The 23,975-nt window shown below is 62.7% G+C and carries 23 protein-coding genes; 9 read left to right on the forward strand and 14 right to left on the reverse strand.

The features are described 5' to 3' along the window. The 6 genes from fliI to PVA39_RS12640 form a co-directional block, all read right to left on the reverse strand. A complete protein-coding gene (fliI, locus tag PVA39_RS12615) occupies window positions 1-1,359 on the reverse strand; it encodes a flagellar protein export ATPase FliI (RefSeq protein ID WP_274124343.1) in 1,359 nt (452 codons plus the stop codon). Next, window positions 1,349-2,134, reverse strand: a complete 786-nt coding sequence (gene fliH, locus PVA39_RS12620; protein WP_274124344.1) for a flagellar assembly protein FliH — start codon at window positions 2,132-2,134, stop codon at window positions 1,349-1,351. Before fliH ends, fliI begins: the two co-directional genes overlap by 11 nt. 3 nt (window positions 2,135-2,137) lie before the next feature. Continuing rightward, entirely contained in the window at window positions 2,138-3,154 is a 1,017-nt protein-coding gene (gene fliG / locus PVA39_RS12625; protein WP_274124345.1) for a flagellar motor switch protein FliG, read from the reverse strand. Continuing rightward, window positions 3,147-4,949: a flagellar basal-body MS-ring/collar protein FliF gene (gene fliF / locus PVA39_RS12630; RefSeq protein ID WP_274124346.1), complete on the reverse strand. Its 1,803-nt coding sequence runs from the start codon at window positions 4,947-4,949 to the stop codon at window positions 3,147-3,149. The genes fliG and fliF overlap by 8 nt, the downstream gene beginning before the upstream one ends. Window positions 4,950-4,965: 16 nt before the next feature. Further along, window positions 4,966-5,295: a flagellar hook-basal body complex protein FliE gene (fliE, locus tag PVA39_RS12635; protein WP_274124347.1), complete on the reverse strand. Its 330-nt coding sequence runs from the start codon at window positions 5,293-5,295 to the stop codon at window positions 4,966-4,968. A gap of 217 nt (window positions 5,296-5,512) precedes the next feature. Then, on the reverse strand, window positions 5,513-5,839 hold the full coding sequence (locus tag PVA39_RS12640; protein ID WP_093503422.1) for a ComEA family DNA-binding protein: 327 nt from the start codon (window positions 5,837-5,839) through the stop codon (window positions 5,513-5,515). A gap of 186 nt (window positions 5,840-6,025) precedes the next feature. Here PVA39_RS12640 and PVA39_RS12645 point away from each other — a divergent pair, with 186 nt between their 5' ends. Continuing rightward, the gene (locus PVA39_RS12645) at window positions 6,026-7,582 is read left to right on the forward strand and encodes a glycoside hydrolase family 17 protein (protein ID WP_274124348.1); all 1,557 of its coding nucleotides are present in this window, start codon (window positions 6,026-6,028) and stop codon (window positions 7,580-7,582) included. 43 nt (window positions 7,583-7,625) lie between these two features. Here the strand turns inward: PVA39_RS12645 and PVA39_RS12650 are convergent, their stop codons facing one another. Beyond that, window positions 7,626-8,003 carry a hypothetical protein gene (locus PVA39_RS12650; RefSeq protein WP_093503418.1) on the reverse strand — a complete coding sequence of 126 codons (378 nt, stop codon included), beginning with the start codon at window positions 8,001-8,003 and terminating at the stop codon, window positions 7,626-7,628. 274 nt (window positions 8,004-8,277) lie between these two features. Here PVA39_RS12650 and PVA39_RS12655 point away from each other — a divergent pair, with 274 nt between their 5' ends. The 3 genes from PVA39_RS12655 to PVA39_RS12665 all read left to right on the forward strand — a co-directional run bounded on the left by PVA39_RS12655 (window position 8,278) and on the right by PVA39_RS12665 (window position 11,325). Next, window positions 8,278-9,576, forward strand: coding sequence for a serine/threonine protein kinase (locus tag PVA39_RS12655; RefSeq protein ID WP_274124349.1), 1,299 nt, complete (start codon window positions 8,278-8,280; stop codon window positions 9,574-9,576). After that, window positions 9,569-10,345, forward strand: coding sequence for an MlaA family lipoprotein (locus PVA39_RS12660; RefSeq protein WP_147177711.1), 777 nt, complete (start codon window positions 9,569-9,571; stop codon window positions 10,343-10,345). Before PVA39_RS12655 ends, PVA39_RS12660 begins: the two co-directional genes overlap by 8 nt. A gap of 131 nt (window positions 10,346-10,476) precedes the next feature. Next, on the forward strand, window positions 10,477-11,325 hold the full coding sequence (locus tag PVA39_RS12665; protein WP_274124350.1) for a pirin family protein: 849 nt from the start codon (window positions 10,477-10,479) through the stop codon (window positions 11,323-11,325). Between the two features lie 8 nt (window positions 11,326-11,333). Here the strand turns inward: PVA39_RS12665 and PVA39_RS12670 are convergent, their stop codons facing one another. From PVA39_RS12670 to PVA39_RS12685, 4 genes are all read right to left on the reverse strand, one after another. After that, a complete protein-coding gene (locus PVA39_RS12670) occupies window positions 11,334-11,933 on the reverse strand; it encodes a tRNA-uridine aminocarboxypropyltransferase (RefSeq protein WP_274124351.1) in 600 nt (199 codons plus the stop codon). 62 nt (window positions 11,934-11,995) lie between these two features. Then, window positions 11,996-13,561 carry a methyl-accepting chemotaxis protein gene (locus PVA39_RS12675; protein WP_274124352.1) on the reverse strand — a complete coding sequence of 522 codons (1,566 nt, stop codon included), beginning with the start codon at window positions 13,559-13,561 and terminating at the stop codon, window positions 11,996-11,998. Between the two features lie 455 nt (window positions 13,562-14,016). After that, window positions 14,017-14,142 carry a PA1414 family protein gene (locus PVA39_RS12680; protein WP_013791016.1) on the reverse strand — a complete coding sequence of 42 codons (126 nt, stop codon included), beginning with the start codon at window positions 14,140-14,142 and terminating at the stop codon, window positions 14,017-14,019. 152 nt (window positions 14,143-14,294) lie between these two features. Next, window positions 14,295-16,421 (reverse strand): TonB-dependent receptor family protein, encoded by a 2,127-nt coding sequence (locus tag PVA39_RS12685; RefSeq protein ID WP_274124353.1) that lies wholly within the window; start codon window positions 16,419-16,421, stop codon window positions 14,295-14,297. 321 nt (window positions 16,422-16,742) lie between these two features. Between PVA39_RS12685 and PVA39_RS12690 the strand changes: the two genes are divergently transcribed. After that, window positions 16,743-17,630, forward strand: coding sequence for a DMT family transporter (locus PVA39_RS12690; protein WP_274124354.1), 888 nt, complete (start codon window positions 16,743-16,745; stop codon window positions 17,628-17,630). A 146-nt stretch (window positions 17,631-17,776) separates the two neighbouring features. Here the strand turns inward: PVA39_RS12690 and cysK are convergent, their stop codons facing one another. After that, window positions 17,777-18,751 carry a cysteine synthase A gene (gene cysK, locus PVA39_RS12695; protein WP_274124355.1) on the reverse strand — a complete coding sequence of 325 codons (975 nt, stop codon included), beginning with the start codon at window positions 18,749-18,751 and terminating at the stop codon, window positions 17,777-17,779. 135 nt (window positions 18,752-18,886) lie between these two features. On the opposite strand from cysK, the gene PVA39_RS12700 reads away from it, so the two are divergent. The 4 genes from PVA39_RS12700 to PVA39_RS12715 all read left to right on the forward strand — a co-directional run bounded on the left by PVA39_RS12700 (window position 18,887) and on the right by PVA39_RS12715 (window position 22,499). After that, entirely contained in the window at window positions 18,887-19,960 is a 1,074-nt protein-coding gene (locus tag PVA39_RS12700) for a DUF748 domain-containing protein (RefSeq protein ID WP_274124356.1), read from the forward strand. Between the two features lie 104 nt (window positions 19,961-20,064). Beyond that, a complete protein-coding gene (locus PVA39_RS12705; protein ID WP_274124357.1) occupies window positions 20,065-20,910 on the forward strand; it encodes an AAA family ATPase in 846 nt (281 codons plus the stop codon). Continuing rightward, window positions 20,910-21,311, forward strand: a complete 402-nt coding sequence (locus PVA39_RS12710; RefSeq protein ID WP_274124358.1) for a GFA family protein — start codon at window positions 20,910-20,912, stop codon at window positions 21,309-21,311. The genes PVA39_RS12705 and PVA39_RS12710 overlap by 1 nt, the downstream gene beginning before the upstream one ends. Before the next feature lie 9 nt (window positions 21,312-21,320). After that, the gene (locus PVA39_RS12715) at window positions 21,321-22,499 is read left to right on the forward strand and encodes a vWA domain-containing protein (RefSeq protein WP_274124359.1); all 1,179 of its coding nucleotides are present in this window, start codon (window positions 21,321-21,323) and stop codon (window positions 22,497-22,499) included. 128 nt (window positions 22,500-22,627) lie between these two features. Here the strand turns inward: PVA39_RS12715 and PVA39_RS12720 are convergent, their stop codons facing one another. Then, window positions 22,628-23,161: a DUF2937 family protein gene (locus tag PVA39_RS12720; protein WP_274124360.1), complete on the reverse strand. Its 534-nt coding sequence runs from the start codon at window positions 23,159-23,161 to the stop codon at window positions 22,628-22,630. 34 nt (window positions 23,162-23,195) lie between these two features. After that, window positions 23,196-23,972 (reverse strand): class II glutamine amidotransferase, encoded by a 777-nt coding sequence (locus PVA39_RS12725; RefSeq protein WP_147177731.1) that lies wholly within the window; start codon window positions 23,970-23,972, stop codon window positions 23,196-23,198. Between the last annotated feature and the right edge of the window lie 3 nt (window positions 23,973-23,975).

The following is a 23,975-nucleotide window of genomic DNA, read 5'->3' on the forward strand; positions in this document are numbered from 1 at the left end:
TTAAGACGCCGCTGTGGGGTTGAGCACTGCCGCCAGCAACTCGCGACTGCTATCCAGGCTCTCGCTCTCGCCAAGGGCCTGACGCAGGTAGCGCACCATCACTGGTTGGCGGGCAATGGCCAGGTCGGTGTCGGCATCGCCGCCCGGAACGTAGGCACCAACGCTGATAAGGTCGCGGCTCTGCTGATAGCGCGACCACAGCTGCTTGAAGCGCTGGGCGTTGCGCATATGCTCTGGGCTGACCACCTGGGGCATCACCCGGCTGATCGAGGCTTCGATATCGATGGCCGGATAATGGCCTTCTTCGGCAAGGCGCCGGGACAGGACGAAGTGACCGTCGAGCACCCCGCGCGCGGCGTCGGCGATGGGATCCTGCTGGTCATCGCCCTCGGAGAGCACGGTGTAGAACGCCGTAATCGAGCCGCCGCCAGCCTCTGCATTACCGGCGCGCTCGACCAGACGCGGCAGCTTGGCGAACACCGAAGGTGGATAGCCTTTGGTAGCGGGTGGTTCGCCGATGGCCAAGGCGATTTCCCGCTGGGCCTGGGCGAAACGGGTCAGCGAATCCATCAGCAGCAAAACGTTCTTGCCCTTGTCGCGGAAGTATTCGGCGATGCGCGTACAGTACATGGCGGCACGCAAGCGCATCAGTGGCGCATCGTCGGCTGGCGAGGCGACGACCACGGAGCGCTTGATGCCCTCCTCGCCAAGAATCTCGTCGATGAATTCCTTCACCTCGCGACCCCGCTCACCGATCAGCCCGACCACGATGATCTCGGCCTCAGTGAAGCGGGTCATCATGCCCAGCAGCACCGACTTACCGACACCGGTACCGGCGAACAGGCCCAGACGCTGGCCACGGCCGACGGTCAGCAAGCCATTGATGCTGCGGATACCGACATCCAGCGGTTCGCTGATCGGGTGGCGCTTGAGCGGGTTGATGGTAGGGCCGTCCATTGGCACCCAGTCCTCGGCCTTCATACCGCCCTTGCCGTCCAGGGCACGCCCGGCGCCGTCGAGCACCCGACCAAGCATCGACATGCCCATGGGCAAGCGCCCCGTATCCGGCAGCGGCACCACCCGGGCGCCCGGCGCTATACCGGCCAGGCTGCCGACCGGCATCAGGTAAATCTTGCCGGAAGAAAAGCCCATCACTTCAGCCTCGACCTGAACCGGGTGATAGCTGTCGTCGTTGATCACCAGGCAGCGGCTGCCCAGGGCGGCGCGCAGGCCTTCGGCTTCCAGAGTCAGACCGACCATGCGCAGCAGGCGGCCTTCGACGATGGGTTGGGCGGGCAGTTTGACGGCCTCGCCATAGCCCTCAAGGCGGCGGGCGAAGCTCAGGCGCTCAAGGCGCATCGGTGGCATCCAGGTCGATGACCATATCGGGAGCGCGTGGCGTGGTGGCGTGCTCGCGCTGCTGTTCGAACAGTTGCTTGATCGCCTGGCTCAACCGAGTTTCCACGCTGGCATCGATACGGCTGTGCTCGGTTTCCACCCGGCAGCCGCCCGGCAGCAGCGAATCGTCTTCGAGAATCCGCCAGCTTTCCTCATGGCGGTCGCGCAGCGCCTTGACCACCTCGAAATCCTGGGGATTAAGGTGAATGCGGATATTTTCCGCGCCCATTGGCAACAGCTTGAGCGCCTCGCGCAACACCTGGCGAATCTGGCTGGAGTCGCGGCTCAATTCACGCTGGATGACTTCGCGGGTGATCTGGCCGATCAACGTGACCAAGGCGAGCTCCAGCTGCTTATCCTGCTCGGCGATTGGCTCGAACAGATGACGCATGACCTGCTCGAGCGCCTGCACGCGCCCCGCCAGAGCGGTATCAGCTTCCTGCTTGGCCTTGAGCTGGCCGGCGCGAAAACCATCCTTCTCACCGGTAGCGAAACCCTCGTTGTAGGCGTCCTGGCGGATAGCCTCTAGCTCGTCGAGCGTCAAGGGTTTGACATCCTCGAGGGCCACCTCCTCGCTTTCCTGAGGCGGAGGTGGCGCCTCGGCAGCCAACGGCTCAGGGTCCGGCGCCTGCTCTTGAGACTCATCGTGTTCGTCAAAGCTGGGCAACGACCAGCGATCGACGCTGCGCACATCCTTGGCGCGAATCAGCTCGCTGACAGGTTCCTTGCCGGCCATGGGTTACACCATCTCCTCGCCGCCCTTGCCGCCCAGCACGATCTCGCCGGCCTCGGCCATGCGTCGGGCGATGGTGAGGATTTCCTTCTGCGCCCCTTCCACGTCGCTGACCCGCACCGGCCCTTTAGCCTCCAGGTCATCTCGCAGCAGCTCGGCGGCGCGCTTGGACATATTCTTGAAGACCTTTTCCTTGATCGCCTCGTCCGCGCCCTTGAGGGCCAGCACCAGCACATCGGAGGAAACCTCACGCAGCAGCGCCTGGATGCCGCGGTCGTCGACGTCGGCCAGGTTGTCGAAGACGAACATCAGGTCCTCGATCTGCGACGACAGGTCCTCGTCGATCTCGCGGATCGAATCCATCAACGGCCCTTCGACCGAGCTGTCGAGGTAGTTCATGATGTCCGCGGCGCGCTTCACACCGCCCATGGTGGCGCGGGTAGTGTTGGAGCTGCCGGAGAACTGCTTCTCCAGAATCAGATTGAGCTCCTTGAGCGCCGCGGGCTGTACGGTATTCAGGGACGACACGCGCAGCACGATGTCCAGGCGCACCTTGTGATCGAAATGCCCGAGCACCTCGCCGGCCTGGTCGGGATCCAGGTAGGCGACCACGATGGCCTGGATCTGCGGGTGCTCGTAGCGAATCACGTCGGCGACCGCCCGCGGCTCCATCCACTTCAGACTGTCCAGGCCGCTGGTGCTGCCACCGAGCAGAATGCGGTCGATCAGGTTGCCGGCCTTGTCCTCGCCCAGCGCCTGGGTGAGCATCTTGCGAATGTAGCCGTCGGCGCCCACACCCAGGCTGGTCTGGTCGCCCACGGTGTCGACGAACTCGCCCATCACCTGCTCGACCTGCTCGCGGTGGATGTTGCGCATGGCAGCCATGGCCACACCCACGCGCTGAACCTCCTTGGGGCCCAGATGACGAAGCACCTGGGCGGCGTCGGTCTCACCCAGCGAGAGCAGAAGAATCGCGGCCTTCTCGACCTTGCTCATCTTGGCGGCAGTGCGGTTCTCACTCATCGGCATTGATCCAATCTTTGACTACCTGGGCGACACGGCCCGGATCTTCGGCGACCAGACTTTTGATCGCGTTCAGTTGCGCATCATACCCCTCGCTCGGGCTCGGCAACATAATGCTTTGCGGCCCGCCGAGGCTTACCCGATCAGAGGACAGGCCGTCGAGCCCCCCCATTTCGCCGAGGTCGACATCGCCGTCGCGGCCGCCACCGGCCAGAGCCAGATCCTTGCCTTTGCCACCACCGGTGATGTTGTTGAGTACCGGGCGCAGCACGAACCACACCAGGAGGAAGATCAACAGTGCCGGGAACAGCGACTTGAGACCGCCCATGGCCATCAGGAACAGATCGCTCTGGTACCACGGTACGTCGATCACTTCCGCGGTTTCGCTGCTGAACGGCGTGTTGATCACGCTGACGCTGTCGCCACGGCTGGCATCGAAGCCGACCGAGTCCTGAACCAGGCGGGTGAAGCGCGCCAGATCGTCGGTGGTCCACGGCACGCGGGTGGTTGCGCCGGTGGCCGGGTCGACACGCATCTGGTCATCGACCACCACGGCGACAGAAAGCCGGCGCAGGCGACCCTGCTGCTGCTTGGTGTAGCTGACCGAACGATCGAGCTCGAAGTTGCGGGTCGACTGGTCACGCTTGTCGGCCGGATACGGCGCCAGCATCGGCTGGCCTGTAGCCGGGTCCATGATCTGCTGACCATTGGCATCGACCAGTGGCTGACCGGGGGCGATCGGGCCGCCAGGCGCCGCGGCGCCGCCAGTTTGCTGCGGGGCGGTAGCCGGGCCAGGCGGCTGATTGCTCAGGGCACCGGGTACGCCCTGCGGGCCGCTGCCGCTGCTGCGTTGTTCATTGACCTGCTGCTCGCTGCGCAGGGCCGGCTGGTCCGGATTGAAGGTTTCCGAAGTCGACTCGACGGCGCTGAAATCCACGTCGGCGGACACTTCAGCCTTGTAGCGGCCAACGCCCAGCACCGGTTGCAGAATGTTGTGCACGCGCTGGGTGAACAGGCTTTCCATGCGGCGGCTGTAATCAAACTGCTTGCCGGCCATGCTCAGCTCGGACATTTCCTGCTGATCGGACAGCAGATTGCCCTTCTGGTCGACCACGGTGACCTGGCCCTTGTCCATTTCCGGTACGCTGCTGGCGACCAGATTGACGATGGCCATCACCTGGCTCGGTTCCAGGCTGCGCCCGGCGTACAGTTCGACCAGCACCGAGGCGCTGGGCTTGCGCTCGTCACGCACGAACACCGAGCTTTTCGGGATCGCCAGGTGCACGCGGGCGGCCTTGACGTTGTTCAGGCTCGACACGGTGCGCGCCAGTTCGCCTTCCAGGCCACGGCGATAGCGGGTGGCTTCCATGAACTGGCTGGTACCCAGGCCCTGCTCCTTGTCGAGGATTTCGAAACCGATGCTGGTATCGGTCGGCGCCACGCCGGCAGACGCCAGGCGAATGCGTGCCTGGGCCAGATCCGAGGACTTGACCAGTAGCGCGCCGGAGTTCGGTTCAACGGTGTAATCGATATTGGCGGCGGTCAGGGTTTCCATCACGCTGCGCGCATCCATGCCCTCGAGGCTGCCATATAGCGGCTTGTACTCGGGCTGTTGCGACCACAGCACCACGGCGAAACCAATCGCTACGCTGGCGGCCAGGCCGATCAGCAGGCCGGCTTGGCGCAACAGCGGCATGTCGGAGAGGTTTTCCAGAAAGGTCAGCCCGAACAGCGGCTTCTTCGGCGCGTTGTCAGCGGCAGTGGCGGGTACGTTTGCAGCGAGCGTGTCGGCCATGATGGAAATCTACCCCTTAAACCGGCATCTGCATGATGTCTTGGTAGGCCTGGACCAGCTTGTTGCGCACTTGGGTCATGGCCTGAAACGAGACACTGGATTTTTGCGAGGCGATCATCACGTCGGTCAGGTCGACGCCGCTCTGACCCATCTCGAAAGCGGTAGCCAGTTGGCTGGCGGCATTCTGGGTTTCGCTGACCTTGCTCACCGCCTGACCGAGCATGTCCGAGAAACTCGACGCGCCAACTTCTTGAGCCTGGGGCACAGCCGGTTTGCGCGCCATGGCCTCGGCCTGCATCGAGCGCATTTCCAGCATTAGACGATTGAACGCGACACCCTGACTCATGACCTTCCTCCACCTGACCGCGGTTTTTTGACGCCGCGAGTGCTTTGCTGAGGGTGTTTGCAACAAGGGTGCCAACTACTGGAAGCGCCATAAACACGTTGCCTGCCAAGGGCTTGAAGCAGAAAGCAGGCCAGCTCTGGCGAAGCGACGCCAGGAAAAGCGCCCCCCATAAAAAAGCCGCGCCTTTCCAGCAAAAGGCGCGGCAAGGATGGAAGGTTTACTGGCTGACAGTGAGTTTGGCGCGGTTGCGTTCGAGCAAGGCTTCACCGATGCCTTTGACTTCGAGCAGCTCGTCCACCGAGGCGAATTCGCCGTGGGTATCGCGATAGGCGACGATAGCCTGCGCTTTCACCGCGCCCACGCCGCTAAGCTCGCGCTGCAGGGTTTCGGCGTCGGCGGTATTGAGGTTGACGGGATTGAGCTCGGCCACTTGCTGGGCCACCGGTTCGGTAGCCGGCGCCTTGGTCGACTCGTTGGCGCCGGCCAGCAACGTGGCGCTGGCGGCCAGGGAAAACAGCAAGGCTTGCAGGGTAGTTTTCAGCATGATTAGACGTCCTTTTCGTGTTCGACTCGAGTTGAGCGACGCGGGTACTCCATACGCCGCATGATCAAAACTAGTCCGCCCGAATCGAGTGTCAACGAATGGCTTTGTAACCACTCTTTCCGCGGCTATCTAAAGCCCCCTCTCGCCGCTAAGATGCGCGTCTCCATTTACCATGCGTGTTCGACCATGCCCGCCAACGCCCGCTTTCCCCTGCTCCCGTACCTCTGTGCCTGCATCGTCGGGCTTCTTGCGCTGGGCAGCCTCTGGCAAACCATCGGCAAGCCCGTGGTGCTGGCCGACGCCGCCACGCCGACCCACAAACTGCAATGTGCGTCCTACACGCCGTTCGGCAAGGATCAGTCGCCATTCGATCTGCCCCTGCAGATCCACCCCGAGCAGATGGACACCGACCTGGCGCTGCTGGCCCAGCGTTTCCAGTGCATTCGTACCTATTCGGTCACCGGCCTGGAGAAACTGCCGGAGCTAGCCCGCAAGCATGGCCTGAAGTTGATCACCGGCGCCTGGGTAAGCCGCAACCCGCATGACACGGACGTCGAGATCCAGGGCCTGATCAAGCTGGCCAAGGAAAACCCGGATGTGGTCGAGGCAGTCATCGTCGGCAACGAAGCCCTGCTGCGCAAAGAAGTAACCGGCGGGCAGCTGGTCGAGCTGATCAACAAGGTCAAGGCTGAAATCACTCAGCCGGTCACCTACGCCGATGTCTGGGAATTCTGGCTCAAGCACCCGGAAGTCGCGCCGGCAGTGGACTTCATTACAATCCACCTGCTGCCGTACTGGGAAGACAACCCGGCCGGCATCGACGCGGCCTTGCACGAAGTGACCGAAGTGCGCGAGCTGTTCGGCAAAAAGTTCGCGCCCAAGGACATCATGATCGGCGAGACCGGCTGGCCCAGCGAAGGCCGCCAGCGGGAAACCGCCGTGCCGAGTCGCGTCAACCAAGCCACCTTCATTCGCGGTTTCGTCGCCATGGCCGAGCAGCACGGCTGGCGCTACAACCTGATCGAAGCCTTCGACCAACCCTGGAAGCGCGTCAGCGAAGGCGCGGTGGGTGGTTTCTGGGGCTTGTACGACGCGGACCGCCAAGACAAGTCGGTCCTCGCCGGCCCGGTGTCCAACCTACCGCACTGGCCGTTGTGGCTGGCCATCAGCGCAGGCGTTCTGGCCCTCGGCCTGCTGATCGGTGGTCGCCCGAGTTCGATGCGCAACGCGGTGCTGCTGCCGCTGGTGGCGGCACTGGGCGCGGCTTGTATTGGCCTGTGGGCGGAGTTGGCCTGGGTGACCAGCCGCTATATCGGCGAATGGCTGTGGGCCGCCGCCCTGCTCGCCCTCAATCTGCTGGTGCTGGCCCATGCCACACTGGCACTATCCACCTCGCAAGGCTGGCGAGCACAGGCTTTCGGCTGGCTGGAGCGGCGTGCAAGCTGGTGGCTGGCGGCAGCCGGCTTCGCCGGTGCGGTGATGATGCTGGCAATGGTCACCGATGCGCGCTACCGCAGCTTCCCCAGCGCCGCGCTGCTGCTGCCGGCAGTGGTCTATCTGCTGCGCCCAGTAGCGGGCCCGCGCCGGGAAATCGCCCTGCTGGCCGTGCTGATCGCCGCCGGCATCGTGCCGCAGCTCTATGAAGAAACCCTGGGCAACCTGCAGGCCATCGGCTGGGCCATTACCAGCGCACTGCTGGCCGCCGCACTATGGCGCAGCCTGCGCCTCTCGAAAAAACGCTAGAAATGCCGCGGGTGCTGCGCTTGCCGCGCAGCGCCCGACTTGGTTAGTGCGTCGCCGTGACAGCCGGCGCGCGTACCAAACGCAGCAGCGCCAGCACCACGGCGAATACCGCCAGGCTAGCGGTGTACAGCGCCAGCGCCGGCACGCCGAGCAGCAGCCCCGGCACCGCCAGGCGCCAGCCCCAGACGCCAGGCACCACGAATGCCAGCAGCGCACAGCCCAGGGCAGTCAGGGCAATGATTCGCAGGTGAATCATCCAGCCCAGGGTGCCACGCACCTGGCAGGCCAGAAGGCCGGGATCGTCGACGCAGCGACCGACCCACTGATCGCCCTCCATGAGCAGGTAGCGCAACGCATAACTGGCGACCACGCAGGCGAGCGCTGCAATCACCAGGGCGACGATGGATGAACGACGAGGCATGCTGCACTCCAGAGGGCTTGAAAACGGCGCTCAGCATAATCTCACGGCAGGCGGATGCAAGCGGCAAATAAGGAGGTGCCGAAAGTGACGTGAGCGCCCGAGTGCAAGGCCGTTGGCGGCTCAACCGCCTTCTGGTATACCCATTGCCAGCGCAGCGAAATTTCCCATGGCACTTTGACACAACCGCGATTGTCCTACTCATCGCGGCTGATGCCGAAAGCACCGGCTTGCCGGCCACCTCTGAAAAGAATGCTCTCTTCCAAAGGGACTTTGTATGTCTTTCATTCCCCGTCTTGCAGCCCTGCTCGGCACCCTGCTGTTCAGCGTCTCCGTCTGGGCCGCCGACGTTGACCCGCAAACCTACGGCTATCCGCTGACCAACCCGTTCGAAGCCACCATCGCCACCACGCCGCCGGATTTGCGCCCCAAGCTGCCCGAAGACTCGGACATCAAGCAGGGCGATTACCAGGTTCGCCTGCGCCCGGAGCGTGAGTTTCAACTGCCTGACAACTTCTGGGCGGTAACCAAGATGAGTTATCGCCTGGCCGAGCAGGATGGCCCGGCACCGCTGATTTTCATCATCGCCGGCACGGGCGCGCGTTATTCGAGCAGCACGCCCGAATACCTGAAGAAGCTGTTCTATGGCGCGGGCTACCATGTCGTGCAGCTGTCCTCGCCGACCAGCTACGACTTCATGACCTCCGCCTCGCGCTTCGCCACACCCGGCATCAGCCGCGACGATGCCGAGGACATGTACCGCGCCATGCAGGCGGTACGCGCCCAACACCCGCGCCTGCAGGTCACCGATTACTACCTGACGGGCTACAGCCTGGGCGCCCTGCATGCGGCGTTCGTCAGCCAGCTGGACGAGACGCGCCGCAGCTTCAACTTCAAGCGCGTGCTGATGCTCAACCCGCCGGTCAACCTTTACACCTCGATCACCAACCTGGATCGACTGGTGCAGACCCAGGTGAAAGGCATCACCAACCGCACCACCTTCTATGAACTGGTGCTGGCCAAGCTGACCCGCTACTTCCAGCAGAAGGGTTACGTAGATATCAACGATGCCCTGCTCTACGACTTCCAGCAGTCCAAGGAACACCTGACCAACGAACAACTGGCCATGCTGATCGGCACCTCGTTCCGCTTCTCGGCCGCCGACATCACCTTTACCTCGGACTTGATCAACCGCCGCGGCCTGATCACCCCGGTCGATTATCCGATTGGCGAGGGCACCAGCCTGACGCCGTTCTTCCGCCGCGCACTGCAGTGCGACTTCGACTGCTACATGTCCGAACAGTTGATCCCCATGTGGCGAGCCCGCTACGACGGCGGCAGCATGAGCCAGCTGATCAACGAGGTCAGCCTGTACGGCATCGAGGACTACCTGAAGAACAGCCCCAAGATCGGTGTGATGCATAACGCCGACGACGTGATCCTCGGCCCTGGCGACCTCGGCTTCCTGCGCCGCACCATGGGCGATCGCCTGACCGTGTACCCCTACGGCGGCCACTGCGGCAACCTCAATTACCGCGTCAACAGCAACGACATGTTGGAGTTCTTCCGTGGCTAAGTCCTTTCCTACTCTCGCACTGTTCGCTGCCGTGTTGAGCTGCGGCACCGCCTCCGCCCAGACCACCGTCGAGGACGATGGCTTCAAGCAGCCGCTCAAGGAGCTCAAGTTCAACCCGGGCCTCAACCAGCGCGAGTTCGAGCGCTCGACCCTTTCGGCACTGGAAATCCAGGATCCGCTGGAGTCATGGAACCGCCGGGTCTACCACTTCAACTACCGCTTCGACGAATGGGTGTTCCTGCCTGTGGTCGACGGTTACCGCTACGTCACGCCGACCTTCATGCAAAAGGGCGTGACCAACTTCTTCAGCAACCTGGGCGACGTGTCCAATCTGGTCAACAGTGCCCTGCAACTCAAAGGCGAGCGCGCCCTGAACACCACCGCGCGCCTGCTGTTCAATACCACCATCGGCGTGGTCGGTCTGTGGGACCCGGCCACCCTGATGGGCCTGCCCAAGCACCGTGAGGACTTCGGCCAGACCCTGGGCTTCTATGGCACCCCGGCCGGCCCCTACCTGATGCTGCCGATTCTCGGCCCGTCCAACCTGCGCGACACCACGGGCCTCGTGGCGGACTTCGGCATCAACCAGCAGATCAACTACCTCAACGTCGCTGAGGCTAGCAGTGCTCACCCCGAGATCATCGTTCTCAGGGGCATCGACCAGCGCTCCACCACCAGCTTCCGCTACGGCCAACTAAACTCGCCATTCGAGTACGAGAAGCTGCGCTTCTTCTATACCGAATCGCGCAAGCTGCAAATCGCCGAGTGAACACTCGGGTGGCGCTGCAAAGCGCCACCCGCTACATCGATATTCTCGATAGATGAGTTGACCTTTTCCCAACCATCTGACGGATCGGCTGGCCTACCATGGACGCATCACTTTTCACGGGAGACAGCCCCATGACCCAACTACGCCGAGTCCTTGCCATTCAGCCAGGGCAGCCTGCCTCAGACGGCGCCGGTGTGCGTCTGAACCGGGTCATTGGTGGTGTCGGCATCGAACGTTTCGATCCGTTTCTGATGCTCGACGAGTTCAGCACCGACAATGCCGACGACTACATCGCCGGCTTTCCGCCCCATCCCCACCGTGGCTTCGAGACCATCACCTACATGCTTGAAGGGCGCATGCGCCATGAAGATCACCTCGGTAACGTGGGCCTGCTGCAGGGCGGTGACGTGCAATGGATGACTGCCGCGCGGGGCATCATCCACAGTGAAATGCCCGAGCAGGAACAGGGCGCCATGCGCGGTTTCCAGTTATGGCTGAACCTGCCTGGCCGCGAGAAGATGGCCGACCCGCAGTACCGCGACATCCCCAGCGCGCAGATTCCGCGTCTGCACACTGAACAGGGTGTCGAGGTCGTGGTAATCGCCGGCAGCTTCGCCGAAGGCCAGCAGCGTCAGGCCGGTGCCGTGCAGCGTCCGGATACTGAGCCCCAGGTCTTAGACCTGCGCCTGCCCGCTGGCAGCGTCGTACGCCCCGAGCTTCCCGCCGGCCACCGCGCCCTGCTGTACGTCTACCAGGGTAAAGCAAAGGTGCAGGACAGCCACGAGGCCCACGCTGGCCGACTGGTACGCCTGGATGATCAGGGCGAGTTGCTGATCAGCAGCGCTGATGGCGCCGGCGTGCTGCTGATCGCCGGCAAGCCGCTGAACGAACCAATCGTGCAGTACGGGCCTTTCGTGATGAACAGCCGGGAAGAGATCGAACAGGCGCTGCGTGATTTCCGTGATGGCACCTTTGGCTGAAATCCCCTTCAGCGCTGGTGATTGCGCCTGAACGTGTCCTCGCCCATCGCAGCGATCTGCCCTTCGATCAGCGCATCGAAGGGTTTGAGCAGTGCCCGGTAATCGGCGGGCGCCTCGATCACGTTAAGGGCTTCGACGATGGCCTCCAGTGTCGACAGCGAGCCCTCCATCGGCGCCTTGCGCAAGCGATAGCGTGATGGCGGCGCGTCGGCCAAGGTCACCCGTGGCAGGCCTGCCAACAGAGGATTCATATAGAGAATTTTGCGAGCCTTGCGCCATGTGCCATCAGGCACGATCAACCGCACAGGCCGTGGATCTGCATCACCAGGCAGTTCGCTGATCGCCCGCGCCTGCTCACCCGGAAACAGCAGGCAGGTGCGATAGCTGGGCTCTGCCACCCACTCCGGTAGCGACTCGAATACCTCACCAACCCACAACGCGGCACTACGCAGCCCCAGTACGGCGAGATTCGCGGTATTGAGCGCGTGGTCGACTTCAGTAGGGTGCTGCAGCACCAGCACTTCGGTGCGACTGGGCAAATCGGGAATCAGGGCGCACAGGCAGTGGCTGGCCGGGCGCCTGCAGCGCGAACAACGGGGGCGTGGCATAGGGCGGGTCTCCTCGACCGCGCAGTGTGCCACAGCACGCCCGCGCAGCCGAGGGCAGAGGGTCAGCGGTTGAAACGCTCGGCCAGGCTGTGCAGGTAGTCGGCCATGCTTTCCAACTCCTTGCCGATCGCCGCGCCCTGGTGAGCCTGCTCGGCGCCCTGCTCGGAGAGCTGGGCGATGCGGGTAATCTGCCGGCTGATATCGTCGGCCACCTGGCCCTGCTCCTCGGAAGCCGCGGCGATCTGCTGGCTCATGCCGCTGATGCGACTGACAGATTCACTGATGCCGTCCAGCGCAATGCGCACCGCTTCTACGCTCTGCACGCTTTCCCGGGAGATCTCCTCACCCCGCCCGGCCGTGGCGACGGCGCGCTCGGCACCGGCCCGTAGCGACGCGATGATCTGGTGAATCTGCTGGGTCGATTCGCGAGTACGCGAGGCCAACGAACGAACCTCGTCGGCCACCACGGCGAAGCCCCGCCCCTGCTCGCCGGCACGGGCTGCTTCGATGGCGGCGTTGAGGGCTAGCAGGTTGGTCTGCTCGGCAATCGAGGTGATCACATCAGCCACGCTGCCGATCGATTGGGTGGAGTTGGCCAGATCGTTTACAGCCTGGCCGATATCCACCACAGCCTTGGCCATGTGCTGCATGGATTCCAGACTACCACCGGCCAGCTGTCGCCCTTCCCGGGCCAATCTATCGGCCTCTTCGGCCGCATGACTGGTAGTCTGCACGTTCTGGGTTACTTCTTGAATGGTCGCTGCCATCTGGTTGATGGCGGTGGCCGACTGGTCAGTTTCGCTGCGCTGCTGATCGAGCATTTCGGCGCCTGAACGCGAGAAACCCGCGGCCTGGGCTGCCTGCCGCTTGACGTTGACGCCGGCATCTTCGAGCCGCGTCAGCGCCGTCTGCAAGCGCGCCTCTTCGCTGATCATCGCCATGTCGAGCAAGGCCTGGGCACCGCGGCTGTCGCTGTAGGTGAGCGCCACCAGGCTGCTGGTAAACGCCTTGGGATGTTCCGCCAGGGTACGGCGAATCAGTGCGCGCTGACTGTACAGCTGATAGGAGCCCAGCGCAGCCATCACCGCGACCACGAGCGCCGCCAGCCACACGCCGGAAAGCGTGCTCTGGGCGGCGAGGATCACCAGCGCGGTGACAAGCAGCGGCCAGGAGCGAATCAGGTCATAGGTCAGGTGTTCGATTTTCGGCACGGGCGCTTTGCCGGCGCGCAACCTTGCATACAGCGCCTCGGCGCGACGCTTCTGATCTTCGCTGGGCAGTGAACGCACGGATTCGTACCCGGCCACCTTGCCATTCTCGTAAACGGGCGTGACATAGGCGCTGACCCAGTAGAAATCGCCATTCTTGGAGCGGTTCTTCACGATACCCATCCACGGCTTGCCTTGCTTGATGGTGTCCCACATGTGGCCGAATACAGCTGGCGGCATATCGGGATGGCGCACCAGATTGTGCGGCTGGCCAATCAGCTCTTCACGTGTAAAGCCGCTGATCGTCACAAAGGCATCGTTGCAATAGGTAATCTTGCTGCTCAAATCAGTGGTGGAAATCAACCGCTCGTGGCCAGGAAAAGTCCTTTCCCGCTGAGTTACCGGAAGATTCTGACGCATGATTGCGATCCTTTAGTACGTTAGGGGTACGTCCTTTCCACTCAACTATGTCTAGCACAGCAAAGTTGCCGCGCCAGCACGGACAGGCAGTAACGTTAAAACGCTGAACAGAAGATGTGCATGAAGCCGAAAGCCGGCTCTTTGCCATCACTCTTGCTCGGGTCTGCCTTGTTGTCGGCAAAGCTTTACGCGACTTGAATAAGTTGAACCAAGTTCGCCAAGGCTTGTCCGCAACGCGAGCACCACTCGCCCCGCGCTACATGTTGGCAATAGGAGCTTCAAGATATGCGGCCGGGGTATGGCGGACAGAACGAACGCCCATGAAAAAGTCGATGCTTACGCATCGACCTGTTCACACCATCATTCGCAAAAAAGGCTAGCGCCAACCAGCTGAAGGACGTTGGCGACTCATGGCAAGCGTCCGAACGACGCTTGCAGAGGAAACTTGCAGGAGATCAGCGGCGGCGACGGCGCTCTTCGGCCAAGCGACGCTGCTCTTCGCTGCGGATTGGAATGGGCTGCATGCGCGGGGCAAACAGGGCATTGAGCTGGGCAGTGATTTTTTCGAACCAGTTTTTCATAAGTGCATCCTCGAACTGCGCACGGCTTTGGTGACCGCTTGACTTGAGAGTAGCCCAAACCCTGGCGCGAGTGGAGGGCCAAGCAGCCTCAAAGCGTTGCAAGTCGCTACCGACTGTCGCTTTGTTTGTCAGCCAGCACGTCCCGCCTCGCCTTAAAACTGATATTCGATGCCCGCACCCGCATACCAGGAGCGCCCGGGCGCCGCTTCGTAAAAACGGCTGTTGCCATCGCCGACAATTACCGAGCCGACGTATTGGCGATCCAGCAGGTTATCCAGGCGCAGGGTCTGGTGGGTTTTCCAGGGGCCGAAGTGCTGCTCGAATCGCGTGCGCCAGTTGAACACTGCGTAGCTCGGAGCCGCTTTCTCGGTATTGGTGTCTTCGATGTAGACCTTGCTGCGGTAAAGCCCCTCGAGTGCCGTACTGATGCCATCGACCGGCTTCCAGGCCAGCTCGCCGAATAGCGTGGTGCGAGGTACGCCAGGCAAATCGTTGCCTTTATCGATGCTGTTGTTGCCGGCGACGAAGCGCGAATCATAAGTTGCGGCCAGGTAAGTGTAGGCCAACGCAGCCGACCATTGTTCGGTGAACTGGCTTTCGACGCCCAGCTCGAAACCGCGCCGCAGGGTCTTGCCGGCGTTCTGGTAGCTGGTGCGGCCGTCGCGATTTTCCAGCACGACGATCTCGTCGTCGGTGTTGATCTGGAAGATTGCGGCATTGATGCGAGTATCTCTGGCGACTCGGGCTTTCAGGCCGATTTCGTACTGAGTGCTTTCAGAAGGTTCTAGTCTGTAGTTGAAACCGGCATTGCCCTGGGAATAAGCCAACTCGGCCTGGCTTGGCGTTTCAAAACCCTTGCCGACGCTGACGTAGCCATTCAGATCCGGCGTAAAGGCGTAGCCAACGCTTACCGATGGCGTGGCCTTTTCGTAGCGTTTGGTGCCACTGTCATCGCCATTGACGCCGACGATGTACTTGTCATCGACATCCACTTCCACGGTGCTGTAGCGCAGGCCGCCCTGCAGAGTCCAGTTGCCGATGGTCCAGGTCGCTTGGGCGTATGGATCCAGGCTGGTAACGGTGTCGACTTCATCGCGGCGCAACTTGCCTTTTACCCCATTACCGGCACCCGAAAAATTCTCATATCCACGGCGATCATCGCGACTCTGATCGTAATCGAGCCCGAACACCAGACGCAGGTCCCCGCTTATCTCGTCCACCGGCTGCAGCCAACGAATGCTGCCGCCATGAAACTCGCGGTCGAAGTCGACGGCGCCGCCGCTGTTGTTCGGGTTGTTTTGCGGCCCACGTGGAATGGCCAAGTACTGAACCACCCTGCGTTTGCCCGCATAAACAGTGGTCTGCAGCGTAGAGTCTCCAAAATAGCGCTCGTAGTTGGCGCCCAGCTGCTGATGATCGATGCTCTTGCGGGTATTGAAATCCAAGGCGTTGGTCGCCACAGAACGCGGATCCGCCTTATAAGCCTCCCACGCCTGCCCCAGCGGATCCTGGGTGCCGTTCTGCTCCAGGCTGCTATAGATCAGCGCCAGCTTGCTGCCTTCATCGGGCTTGAAATTGAGCTTGGCGAAGGTCTGGTCACGGCGCGCCGCGCTGTGGTCGCGATAGCCGTCGGTGTCCATGCGCGAGGCGTCGAGCACGAAGCCCACGCCGTCAGCTTCGCCTTCGGCGCTGAGGTGATTGCGGCTCAGGCCGTCGCTGCCAATCAGCGTCTCGGCGCCGATACGGGGGCGACCGACACCGTCCCTGGAGAACACCTGGATCACCCCACCGGCGTTGCTGCCGTACAACGTGGAAGCCGGCCCGCGCAGCACTTCAATGCGTTCGGCGGTGTCGAGGTTGAAGGTCGCCGCCTGGCCCTGCCCGTCCGGGGTGCTGGCGGGAATGCCATCGGTGATCAGCTTCAGCCCGCGCACGCCAAAGGCCGAGCGCGCCCCAAAACCGCGGGACGATATCTGCAGGTCCTGAGCGTAGTTCTGGCGGTTCTGAACCACCAGCCCGGGCACCCGCGTCAGCACTTCCGAGGCGTTGATGCCCAGCTGACCGTCACTGATCTGTTCGCGATCGATGCTGTCCACCGAAAACGGCAGGTCGAAGCTCTGCGCCTCGCTGCGCGAGCCGCTGACCACGCTGGGCTCAAGCACCAGCGTATCGGTCGCCTCCTGCGCCTGCGCAGTGCCCGCCGCCGCACAGCCACATAACAGGATGGCGCGGCTCAGGTGGGAGAGTTCGAAGGGGCGCGATGGGGAGCTACAGCTCATTGGAAGATCCTTTCATAGTTCGACTCGGCGCCCCGTGGCGCAGCCACCCGGATCGAGTGGCCCAGGCAAGCGGGAGACCTGACCGCTGGCCAGCTCAGCCACGCGGTCGCAAAGCCCGCCATTGTGACCGCTGCAGGCCTGAGGTGCGACCTGCAGGCCTGCGCCGTCGTTCAAACAATAGTGAGCCCCGGGCGCCTCGAGCACGCGACCATGGGCACGCCGCGCATTGCGACGGTAAGCCTATACCGGCGAACGGTGAGCTTGCCTTGCGTGCATCATCCAGCAACACTGCCGCCCTTCTTTAGATGACTGGAGCCCGCCGTGCGCCCTGCCGACATGCTGCGCCTCTTGCTGCTCGCTGCAATCTGGGGGGCCAGCTTCCTGTTCATGCGTATCGTCGCGCCAGTGATTGGCAGTATGCCAACCGCCTTATTTCGCGCCTCCATCGCCATGCTCGGCCTGCTGGCAATCCTGCTGCTGATGCGGGTGAAATGGGACTTTCACGGCAAACTTGGCTTTTGTCTGGCACTCGGCGTGATCAATGCTGGCATCCCCTCGGCCATGTACAGCATGGCGGCGCTGGTGCTGCCGGCGGGTTACTCGGCGATCATCAATGCCACCACGCCGATGATGGGCGTGCTGATCGGTGCCTTGTTCTTCGCCGAAGCGATGACGATGAGCCGCGCGGCGGGTGTCGCCCTGGGCCTGTTCGGCGTCGCCGTGCTGACCCGCAGCGGGCCGGCAGAACTAGACATGGGCTTGCTGCTGGGCGCCCTCGCCTGCTTGCTGGCGACAGCCTGCTATGGTGTGGCCGGTTTTCTGACCCGGCGCTGGATAGCGGGCCGGCTGGATAACCGACTCACCGCGTTCGGCAGCTTGTTGGGCGCCAGCCTGTTCCTGTTGCCGCTGTTCGCCGGCTCACTGGCCTTGGGAGCGCCAACCAGCTGGGGCGGCTGGCTGGAATGGGCATCGCTGCTGGGCTTGGGGCTGGGCTGCACGGCGTTCGCCTATGTGCTGTATTTCCGCCTGCTCAACGACATCGGGCCGATCAAGGCATCGACCACCACTTTTCTGATCCCGATCTTTGGCGTGCTGTGGGGCGCGCTGCTGCTCGGCGAGCCGTTGTCCTGGGCGCATCTGTACGGCGGCGTGCTGATCGCTATCGCGTTGTGGCTGGTGGTTCGACCTGGAGCGAAGGTACCGGCTTGATGCAGGCTCGCTTTTGTTGGGCTGAAGCCCACCCTACAACTGCATGTACCGCGTAGGGTGGGCTTCAGCCCAACAATTGGCAGATCACCTGACGTCCCTCAAGGCGTTCCCGCGCAGAGCATCGGGAACGATCTGGTCGCGCAAATCTACTGCTGCAGTTCCTGCTCGGTGAACAGGTCGCTGAACAGCATGCTGGTCAGGTAGCGCTCGCCGGAATCGGGCAGGATCACCACGAGGGTCTTGCCCTGCATCTCCGGCTGTTCGGCCAGGCGTACCGCTGCGGCCATCGCAGCGCCGCAGGAAATCCCGCAGAGAATGCCTTCTTCACGCATCAGGCGCAGGGCCATGGCCTTGGCGTCTTCGTCGGTGACCTGCTCGACGCGGTCGACCAGCGACAGATTGAGGTTCTTCGGCACGAAGCCGGCGCCGATGCCCTGGATCTTGTGCGGGCTGGGTTTGACTTCATCTCCGGCGATGGTCTGGCTGATCACCGGCGAAGAAACCGGCTCGACCGCCACGGACAGGATCGCCTTGCCCTGGGTCTGCTTGATGTAGCGGGAGATGCCGGTGATGGTGCCACCGGTGCCGACGCCGGACACCAGCACATCGATGGCGCCCTCGGTGTCGTTCCAGATTTCCGGGCCGGTGGTTTTCTCGTGGATCGCCGGGTTGGCCGGGTTCTCGAACTGCTGGGGCATGTAGTACAGCTCGGGGTTGGAGGCGGCGATTTCGGCGGCCTTCTCGATGGCGCCCTTCATGCCCTTGGCCGGCTCGGTCAGCACCAGCTCGGCACCCAGCGCCTTCAATACCTTACGGCGCTCCAGGCTCATGGAGGCCGGCATGGTCAGCATCAGTTTGTAGCCACGGGCGGCGGCGACGAAGGCCAGGCCGATGCCGGTGTTGCCGGAGGTCGGCTCGACCAGGGTCATGCCCGGCTTGAGCACTCCGCGGGCCTCTGCGTCCCAGACCATGTTGGCGCCGATCCGGCACTTCACCGAATAAGCCGGGTTGCGGCCTTCGATCTTGGCCAGGATGGTCACGCCCTTGGGCCCGAGGCGGTTGATCATCACCAGCGGAGTGTTGCCGATAGCCTGGGCGTTGTCTGCGTAAATGCGGCTCATGGTATACCGGTTCCTTGTCATGACTGAGCCCGTCAGCCTATGCCTCAAGCCCAGGCGCGTCCAGCGTCTGGAAAGTCGAACTCAGGCCGATCGGCGGCAGTCCACTTCCACACACCGCGCAACCGGACACCTCCGATGAAACGTCGCTACAGCCTGCCCCTGTGGATCTGCCTCGGCCTGCTTGCCCTGCTGCTGGCGGTGCACGTCGCCCTGCCCTACATGGTGCGCGACTACCTGAACGAAAAGCTGGCCGAAATGGGCGACTACCGCGGCCATATCGATGACATCGACATAGCGCTATGGCGCGGCGGCTATCGGATCAACGGCCTGCGCATCGTCAAGGTCAACCAGGACCTCCCCGTCCCTTTCGTCGACGCACCGCAGATCGATATCTCGGTGAGCTGGAACGAACTGCTGGAAAAACGCGCCGTGGTCGCCCGGGTGGTATTCGAGCGCCCGGAGGTCAACTTCGTCGACGGCAAGAGCCGCGAGGATTCGCAGACCGGTGAAGGCACCGACTGGCGCGAACAGCTGAACAAACTGTTGCCTATCACCCTAAACGAAGCGCGAATCAACGACGGCACCCTGGGTTTCTACAACTTCAATGCCTCGCCGCCGGTGAAGCTCAAGGCCAACGCCATCCAGGCCAGCTTCTACAACCTGACCAACGTGGCGGACGAACAGGGCGACCGCGTCGCGCGTTTCGAGGGCAAGGCCAAGCTGATGGACCAGGCACCGCTGGAGGCCAGTGCCGTGTTCGACCCTTTCCACAACTTCCAGGATTTCGAGTTCCGCGTGCGCGCCACCAACATCGAACTGCCACGCCTGAATGATCTGGCCAACGCCTACGGCAAGTTCGACTTCAAATCGGGAACCGGCGATATCGTCATCGAGGCCTTCGCCGAGGACTCCCAGCTCAGCGGCTATATCAAACCGCTGCTGCGTAACGTCGAGGTGTTCGACTGGCAGCAGGATGTCGAGAACCAGAACAAGGGCTTTTTCCGCTCGATCTGGGAAGCGGTGGTAGCCGGCAGTGAAAAGGTGCTGCGCAATCAGCCGCGTGACCAGATCGCCACCCGTGTGGAACTGCGTGGCAGCACCAAGCAACAAAACGTCAGCGCCTTCGAGGCCTTTATCGGCATCCTGCGCAACGGCTTCGTGCAGGCCTTCAACAGTGGTTTCGAAAGGGACGCCGCTGAAGAGCCGTGAGCCGTCCATTCAGTGACTGAATACCTCGGCGGCGTTCACAGTTACAAGCTGCACAAGCTATAGTCGGCGCTTTCGCATTCGCCTGCCCCGCGTGAGGATTCCCGATGAAGTTCGAAGGCACCGAGCACTATGTCGCCACCGATGACCTCAAGCTGGCGGTCAATGCCGCTATTACTCTGCAGCGCCCGCTGTTAGTCAAGGGCGAGCCCGGCACCGGCAAGACCCTGCTCGCCGAGCAACTGGCCGAATCCTTCGGCACGCGGCTGATCACCTGGCACATCAAGTCGACCACCAAGGCGCACCAGGGGCTGTACGAGTACGATGCGGTAAGCCGCCTGCGCGACTCGCAACTGAGCTCCGACAAGGTTCACGACGTTCGCAACTACATCAAGAAAGGCAAGCTTTGGGAAGCATTCGAGGCCGAGGAGCGCGTTGTCCTGCTGATTGACGAAATCGACAAGGCCGATATCGAGTTTCCCAACGACCTGTTGCAGGAACTCGACAAGATGGAGTTCTACGTTTACGAAACCGACGAGACGATCAAGGCCAAGCAGCGGCCGATCATCATCATCACCTCGAACAACGAGAAGGAGCTGCCGGATGCCTTCCTGCGCCGCTGCTTCTTCCACTACATCGCCTTTCCGGATCGTCAGACCCTGCAGAAGATCGTTGACGTGCACTACCCCGGCATCAGCAACAGCCTGGTGGCCGAGGCGCTGGACGTGTTCTTCGACGTCCGCAAGGTACCGGGCCTGAAGAAGAAGCCATCGACAAGCGAGCTGGTCGACTGGCTCAAGCTGCTGATGGCCGACAACATCGGTGAGGCGGTACTGCGCGAGCGCGACCCGACCAAGGCCATTCCGCCACTGGCCGGTGCCCTGGTGAAGAACGAGCAGGATGTGCAGTTGCTCGAGCGTCTCGCCTTCATGGCACGTCGCGGTAACCGCTGATGCATAGTGGCAGTTGCCTGTGCGGCACGGTGAAATACCAGATCGACGCCCCCATCGAGTCGGCCAGTCATTGCCATTGCAGCCAGTGCCGCAAAGCCCATGGCGCGGCGTTCGCCAGCTACGGCAATGTGCGCCGCGAGCATTTTCGCTTCATCGAAGGTGAGGCATCGGTCAGCACCTTCAGTTCTTCGCCCGGCGTGAGCCGTACCTTCTGCCAGCGCTGTGGCTCGAACCTGCAATGGTTTTCCGAGAAGCCTTACCCCAAGTGGGTGTCGGTGGCACTTGGCACACTGGACACGCCCCTGCCGACGGTCGAGCTCGAGCAGAAGCACATCTACACCCGCTCGAAGGCCGACTGGTACTGCCTCAACGACGGCCTGCCCGTCGATGACCGCCACTGAGGACGCGCCATGCTGCTCAACCTGTTCAACGAAATGCGCGCGGCCAAGGTGCCGGTGTCCCTGCGCGAGTTGCTAGACCTGATCAGTGCGCTCGAGCACAAGGTCGTGTTCGCCGACATGGACGAGTTCTATTACCTGGCGCGTGCCATTCTGGTGAAGGACGAGCGGCACTTCGACAAGTTCGACCGGGCCTTTTCCGCCTACTTCGACGGTTTGCAGAACCTCGATCAGCACCTCGAAGCGCTGATCCCCGAGGAATGGCTGCGCAAGGAATTCGAGCGTTCACTGACCGACGAGGAACGCGCGCAGATCCAGTCGCTTGGCGGTCTCGACAAGCTGATCGAGGAGTTCAAGAAGCGCCTGGAAGAACAGAAGGAACGCCACGCTGGCGGCAATAAATGGATCGGCACCGGCGGCACCAGCCCCTTCGGCTCGGGCGGTTACAACCCGGAAGGCATCCGCGTCGGCGATGCCGGCAAGCGCCAGGGCAAGGCGCTCAAGGTGTGGGACCAGCGCGAGTACAAGAACCTCGACGACTCGGTGGAGATCGGCACGCGCAACATCAAGGTCGCCCTGCGCCGCCTGCGCAAGTTCGCCCGCCAGGGCGCCCAGGACGAGCTGGACCTGGACGGCACCATCGACCACACCGCCCGCGACGGCGGCCTCTTGAACATTCAGATGCGCCCGGAGCGTCGCAACACCGTCAAGCTGCTCCTGCTCTTCGATATCGGCGGTTCGATGGACGCTCACGTGAAGGTCTGCGAGGAGCTGTTCTCGGCCTGCCGTACCGAGTTCAAGCACATGGAGTATTTCTACTTCCATAACTGCGTGTACGAATCGGTGTGGAAGAACAACCTGCGCCGCACGTCCGAACGCATGTCCACCCACGACCTGCTGCATAAATACGGCGCCGACTACAAGGTGGTGTTCATCGGTGATGCGGCCATGGCGCCCTACGAGATCACTCAGCCGGGCGGCAGCGTCGAGCACTGGAACGAGGAGGCGGGTTACGTATGGCTGCAGCGCTTTATGGAAACCTACAAGAAGCTCATCTGGATCAACCCCTACCCGCGCGAAGCCTGGGACTACACAAGCTCGACGCGCATCGTCCGCGATCTGATCAACGACCAGATGTTCCCGCTGACCCTGCAGGGTTTGGAAGACGGCATGCGTTTTCTGGCCAAGTAGTTGCGCACCTGTAGCCCGGGTCGAGCGAAGCGACACCCGGGAGATGGGCAACCTGGGTACCGCTTCGCTCAACCCAGGCCACGCAACTTGCGCAATACCGAATATCGCTTGGTGGGTTCATGCACGCACTAGCGCATGCGCGGCGTCTGTCGCTCGGGCACGCTGCGACGCTCGCGGCGCCGGAATGGCAGAGCCAGCAACAGCAGGATGCTTTCCACCACCCATGCGAGGAACAGTGCGCAGGCGATACCCCAGGCGATTGCTTCAGGCGCGAGGAGCACCTGGTAGCGATAGGCTGCGCGGGTTTCCGCCAGCAACTGTGAGTCGGCCGCGGTCGCCAGGTGCCAGACCTGTCGGTACCAAGGCCCCTTCATGGCAAGGGACTCCTGCTCCAGCAGCGCCGAGCGTTCAACCAGCAGGCCGACGCTACGTGCATCGTTCTGCATCACCGGGTCGCTGCTGTTGCGGTAATGGCCGACCAGCCGCTGCAGATCGCCATCGAAGAAACGCCGGGCAGTGTCGCGAAAGCCGCTCAGGCTCTGCTCGGACTCCAGGCGGTGGGCTTCGACGCGCTTGGCGTAGTCATCGATGAAGCCGGGCACCTGAACGCCCAGGAGCAGCCCCAGAGCGAACAACGCCAGACGCAGATAACTTCGAATCATCCTTCCCTCGCGGCCCCGCCACGCGGGACATCTGTCAGTTGCTCAGGCCCTGGGCGATGCACTCGCCCGCGCGCCACAAACGCCATTCACCCGGCTGGTAGACCGACCAGGCTTCGTTGTCGGTCAACGGCTCGGTGGCCAGTACCGAAACTACGTCATCGGGCGTGGTTTCGGCGTGAAAATCCACGCTCATATCGGCGTCACGCAAGTGCGCAGGGCCGAACGGCGCACGCCGGGTGATGTGCGCCAGCTTGGTGGAGCAGAAGCTGAACAGCCAGTCGCCATCGCTGAGCAGGCAGTTGAACACGCCATGCTGTCGATAGGCCGCGCAGGCCGCGACAAGTTCAGGCAACAGCACCTCGACCGGCACGGCTTCCGGGAAGCTGGTACGAATACGGTTGAGCAAGTCGCAGAAGGCCGACTCGCTGTCGGTGTCGCCCACCGCACGGTAGAAGCTCAGGGCCGGGCGGAAGTCGGCCAGTTGACCGTTATGGGCGAAGCACCAGTTGCGCCCCCACAGCTCACGCACGAAGGGATGGGTGTTGGCCAGGCACACCCGGCCGACGTTGGCCTGGCGAATATGTCCGATCACCACTTCGCTCTTGATCGGGTAACGCTGCACCAGCTGCGCCACTTCCGACTCGCTGCTCGCCCGCGGATCCTGAAACAGGCGCAGGCCGCGCCCTTCATAGAAGCCGATGCCCCAGCCATCACGATGCGGCCCGGTACGTCCGCCCCGCTGCATCAGCCCGGTAAAGCTGAAAACGATATCGGTAGGGACGTTGGCACTCATGCCGAGCAATTCACACATGGG

It is taken from the genome of Pseudomonas sp. CNPSo 3701, assembly GCF_028674975.1.
In the GTDB taxonomy this organism is placed as follows: Bacteria; Pseudomonadota; Gammaproteobacteria; order Pseudomonadales; family Pseudomonadaceae; genus Aquipseudomonas; species Aquipseudomonas straminea.

Excerpts from the sequence above, each read along its gene's own strand:
- fliI (WP_274124343.1), bottom strand. The coding sequence starts at position 1,359 with ATGCGCCTTGAGCGCCTGAGCTTCGCCCGCCGCCTTGAGGGCTATGGC.
- fliH (WP_274124344.1), bottom strand. The coding sequence starts at position 2,134 with ATGGCCGGCAAGGAACCTGTCAGCGAGCTGATTCGCGCCAAGGATGTG.
- fliG (WP_274124345.1), bottom strand. The coding sequence starts at position 3,154 with ATGAGTGAGAACCGCACTGCCGCCAAGATGAGCAAGGTCGAGAAGGCC.
- fliF (WP_274124346.1), bottom strand. The coding sequence starts at position 4,949 with ATGGCCGACACGCTCGCTGCAAACGTACCCGCCACTGCCGCTGACAAC.
- fliE (WP_274124347.1), bottom strand. The coding sequence starts at position 5,295 with ATGAGTCAGGGTGTCGCGTTCAATCGTCTAATGCTGGAAATGCGCTCG.
- PVA39_RS12640 (WP_093503422.1), bottom strand. The coding sequence starts at position 5,839 with ATGCTGAAAACTACCCTGCAAGCCTTGCTGTTTTCCCTGGCCGCCAGC.
- PVA39_RS12645 (WP_274124348.1), top strand. The coding sequence starts at position 6,026 with ATGCCCGCCAACGCCCGCTTTCCCCTGCTCCCGTACCTCTGTGCCTGC.
- PVA39_RS12650 (WP_093503418.1), bottom strand. The coding sequence starts at position 8,003 with ATGCCTCGTCGTTCATCCATCGTCGCCCTGGTGATTGCAGCGCTCGCC.
- PVA39_RS12655 (WP_274124349.1), top strand. The coding sequence starts at position 8,278 with ATGTCTTTCATTCCCCGTCTTGCAGCCCTGCTCGGCACCCTGCTGTTC.
- PVA39_RS12665 (WP_274124350.1), top strand. The coding sequence starts at position 10,477 with ATGACCCAACTACGCCGAGTCCTTGCCATTCAGCCAGGGCAGCCTGCC.
- PVA39_RS12670 (WP_274124351.1), bottom strand. The coding sequence starts at position 11,933 with ATGCCACGCCCCCGTTGTTCGCGCTGCAGGCGCCCGGCCAGCCACTGC.
- PVA39_RS12675 (WP_274124352.1), bottom strand. The coding sequence starts at position 13,561 with ATGCGTCAGAATCTTCCGGTAACTCAGCGGGAAAGGACTTTTCCTGGC.
- PVA39_RS12680 (WP_013791016.1), bottom strand. The coding sequence starts at position 14,142 with ATGAAAAACTGGTTCGAAAAAATCACTGCCCAGCTCAATGCCCTGTTT.
- PVA39_RS12685 (WP_274124353.1), bottom strand. The coding sequence starts at position 16,421 with ATGAGCTGTAGCTCCCCATCGCGCCCCTTCGAACTCTCCCACCTGAGC.
- cysK (WP_274124355.1), bottom strand. The coding sequence starts at position 18,751 with ATGAGCCGCATTTACGCAGACAACGCCCAGGCTATCGGCAACACTCCG.
- PVA39_RS12700 (WP_274124356.1), top strand. The coding sequence starts at position 18,887 with ATGAAACGTCGCTACAGCCTGCCCCTGTGGATCTGCCTCGGCCTGCTT.
- PVA39_RS12705 (WP_274124357.1), top strand. The coding sequence starts at position 20,065 with ATGAAGTTCGAAGGCACCGAGCACTATGTCGCCACCGATGACCTCAAG.
- PVA39_RS12710 (WP_274124358.1), top strand. The coding sequence starts at position 20,910 with ATGCATAGTGGCAGTTGCCTGTGCGGCACGGTGAAATACCAGATCGAC.
- PVA39_RS12715 (WP_274124359.1), top strand. The coding sequence starts at position 21,321 with ATGCTGCTCAACCTGTTCAACGAAATGCGCGCGGCCAAGGTGCCGGTG.
- PVA39_RS12720 (WP_274124360.1), bottom strand. The coding sequence starts at position 23,161 with ATGATTCGAAGTTATCTGCGTCTGGCGTTGTTCGCTCTGGGGCTGCTC.
- PVA39_RS12725 (WP_147177731.1), bottom strand. The coding sequence starts at position 23,972 with ATGTGTGAATTGCTCGGCATGAGTGCCAACGTCCCTACCGATATCGTT.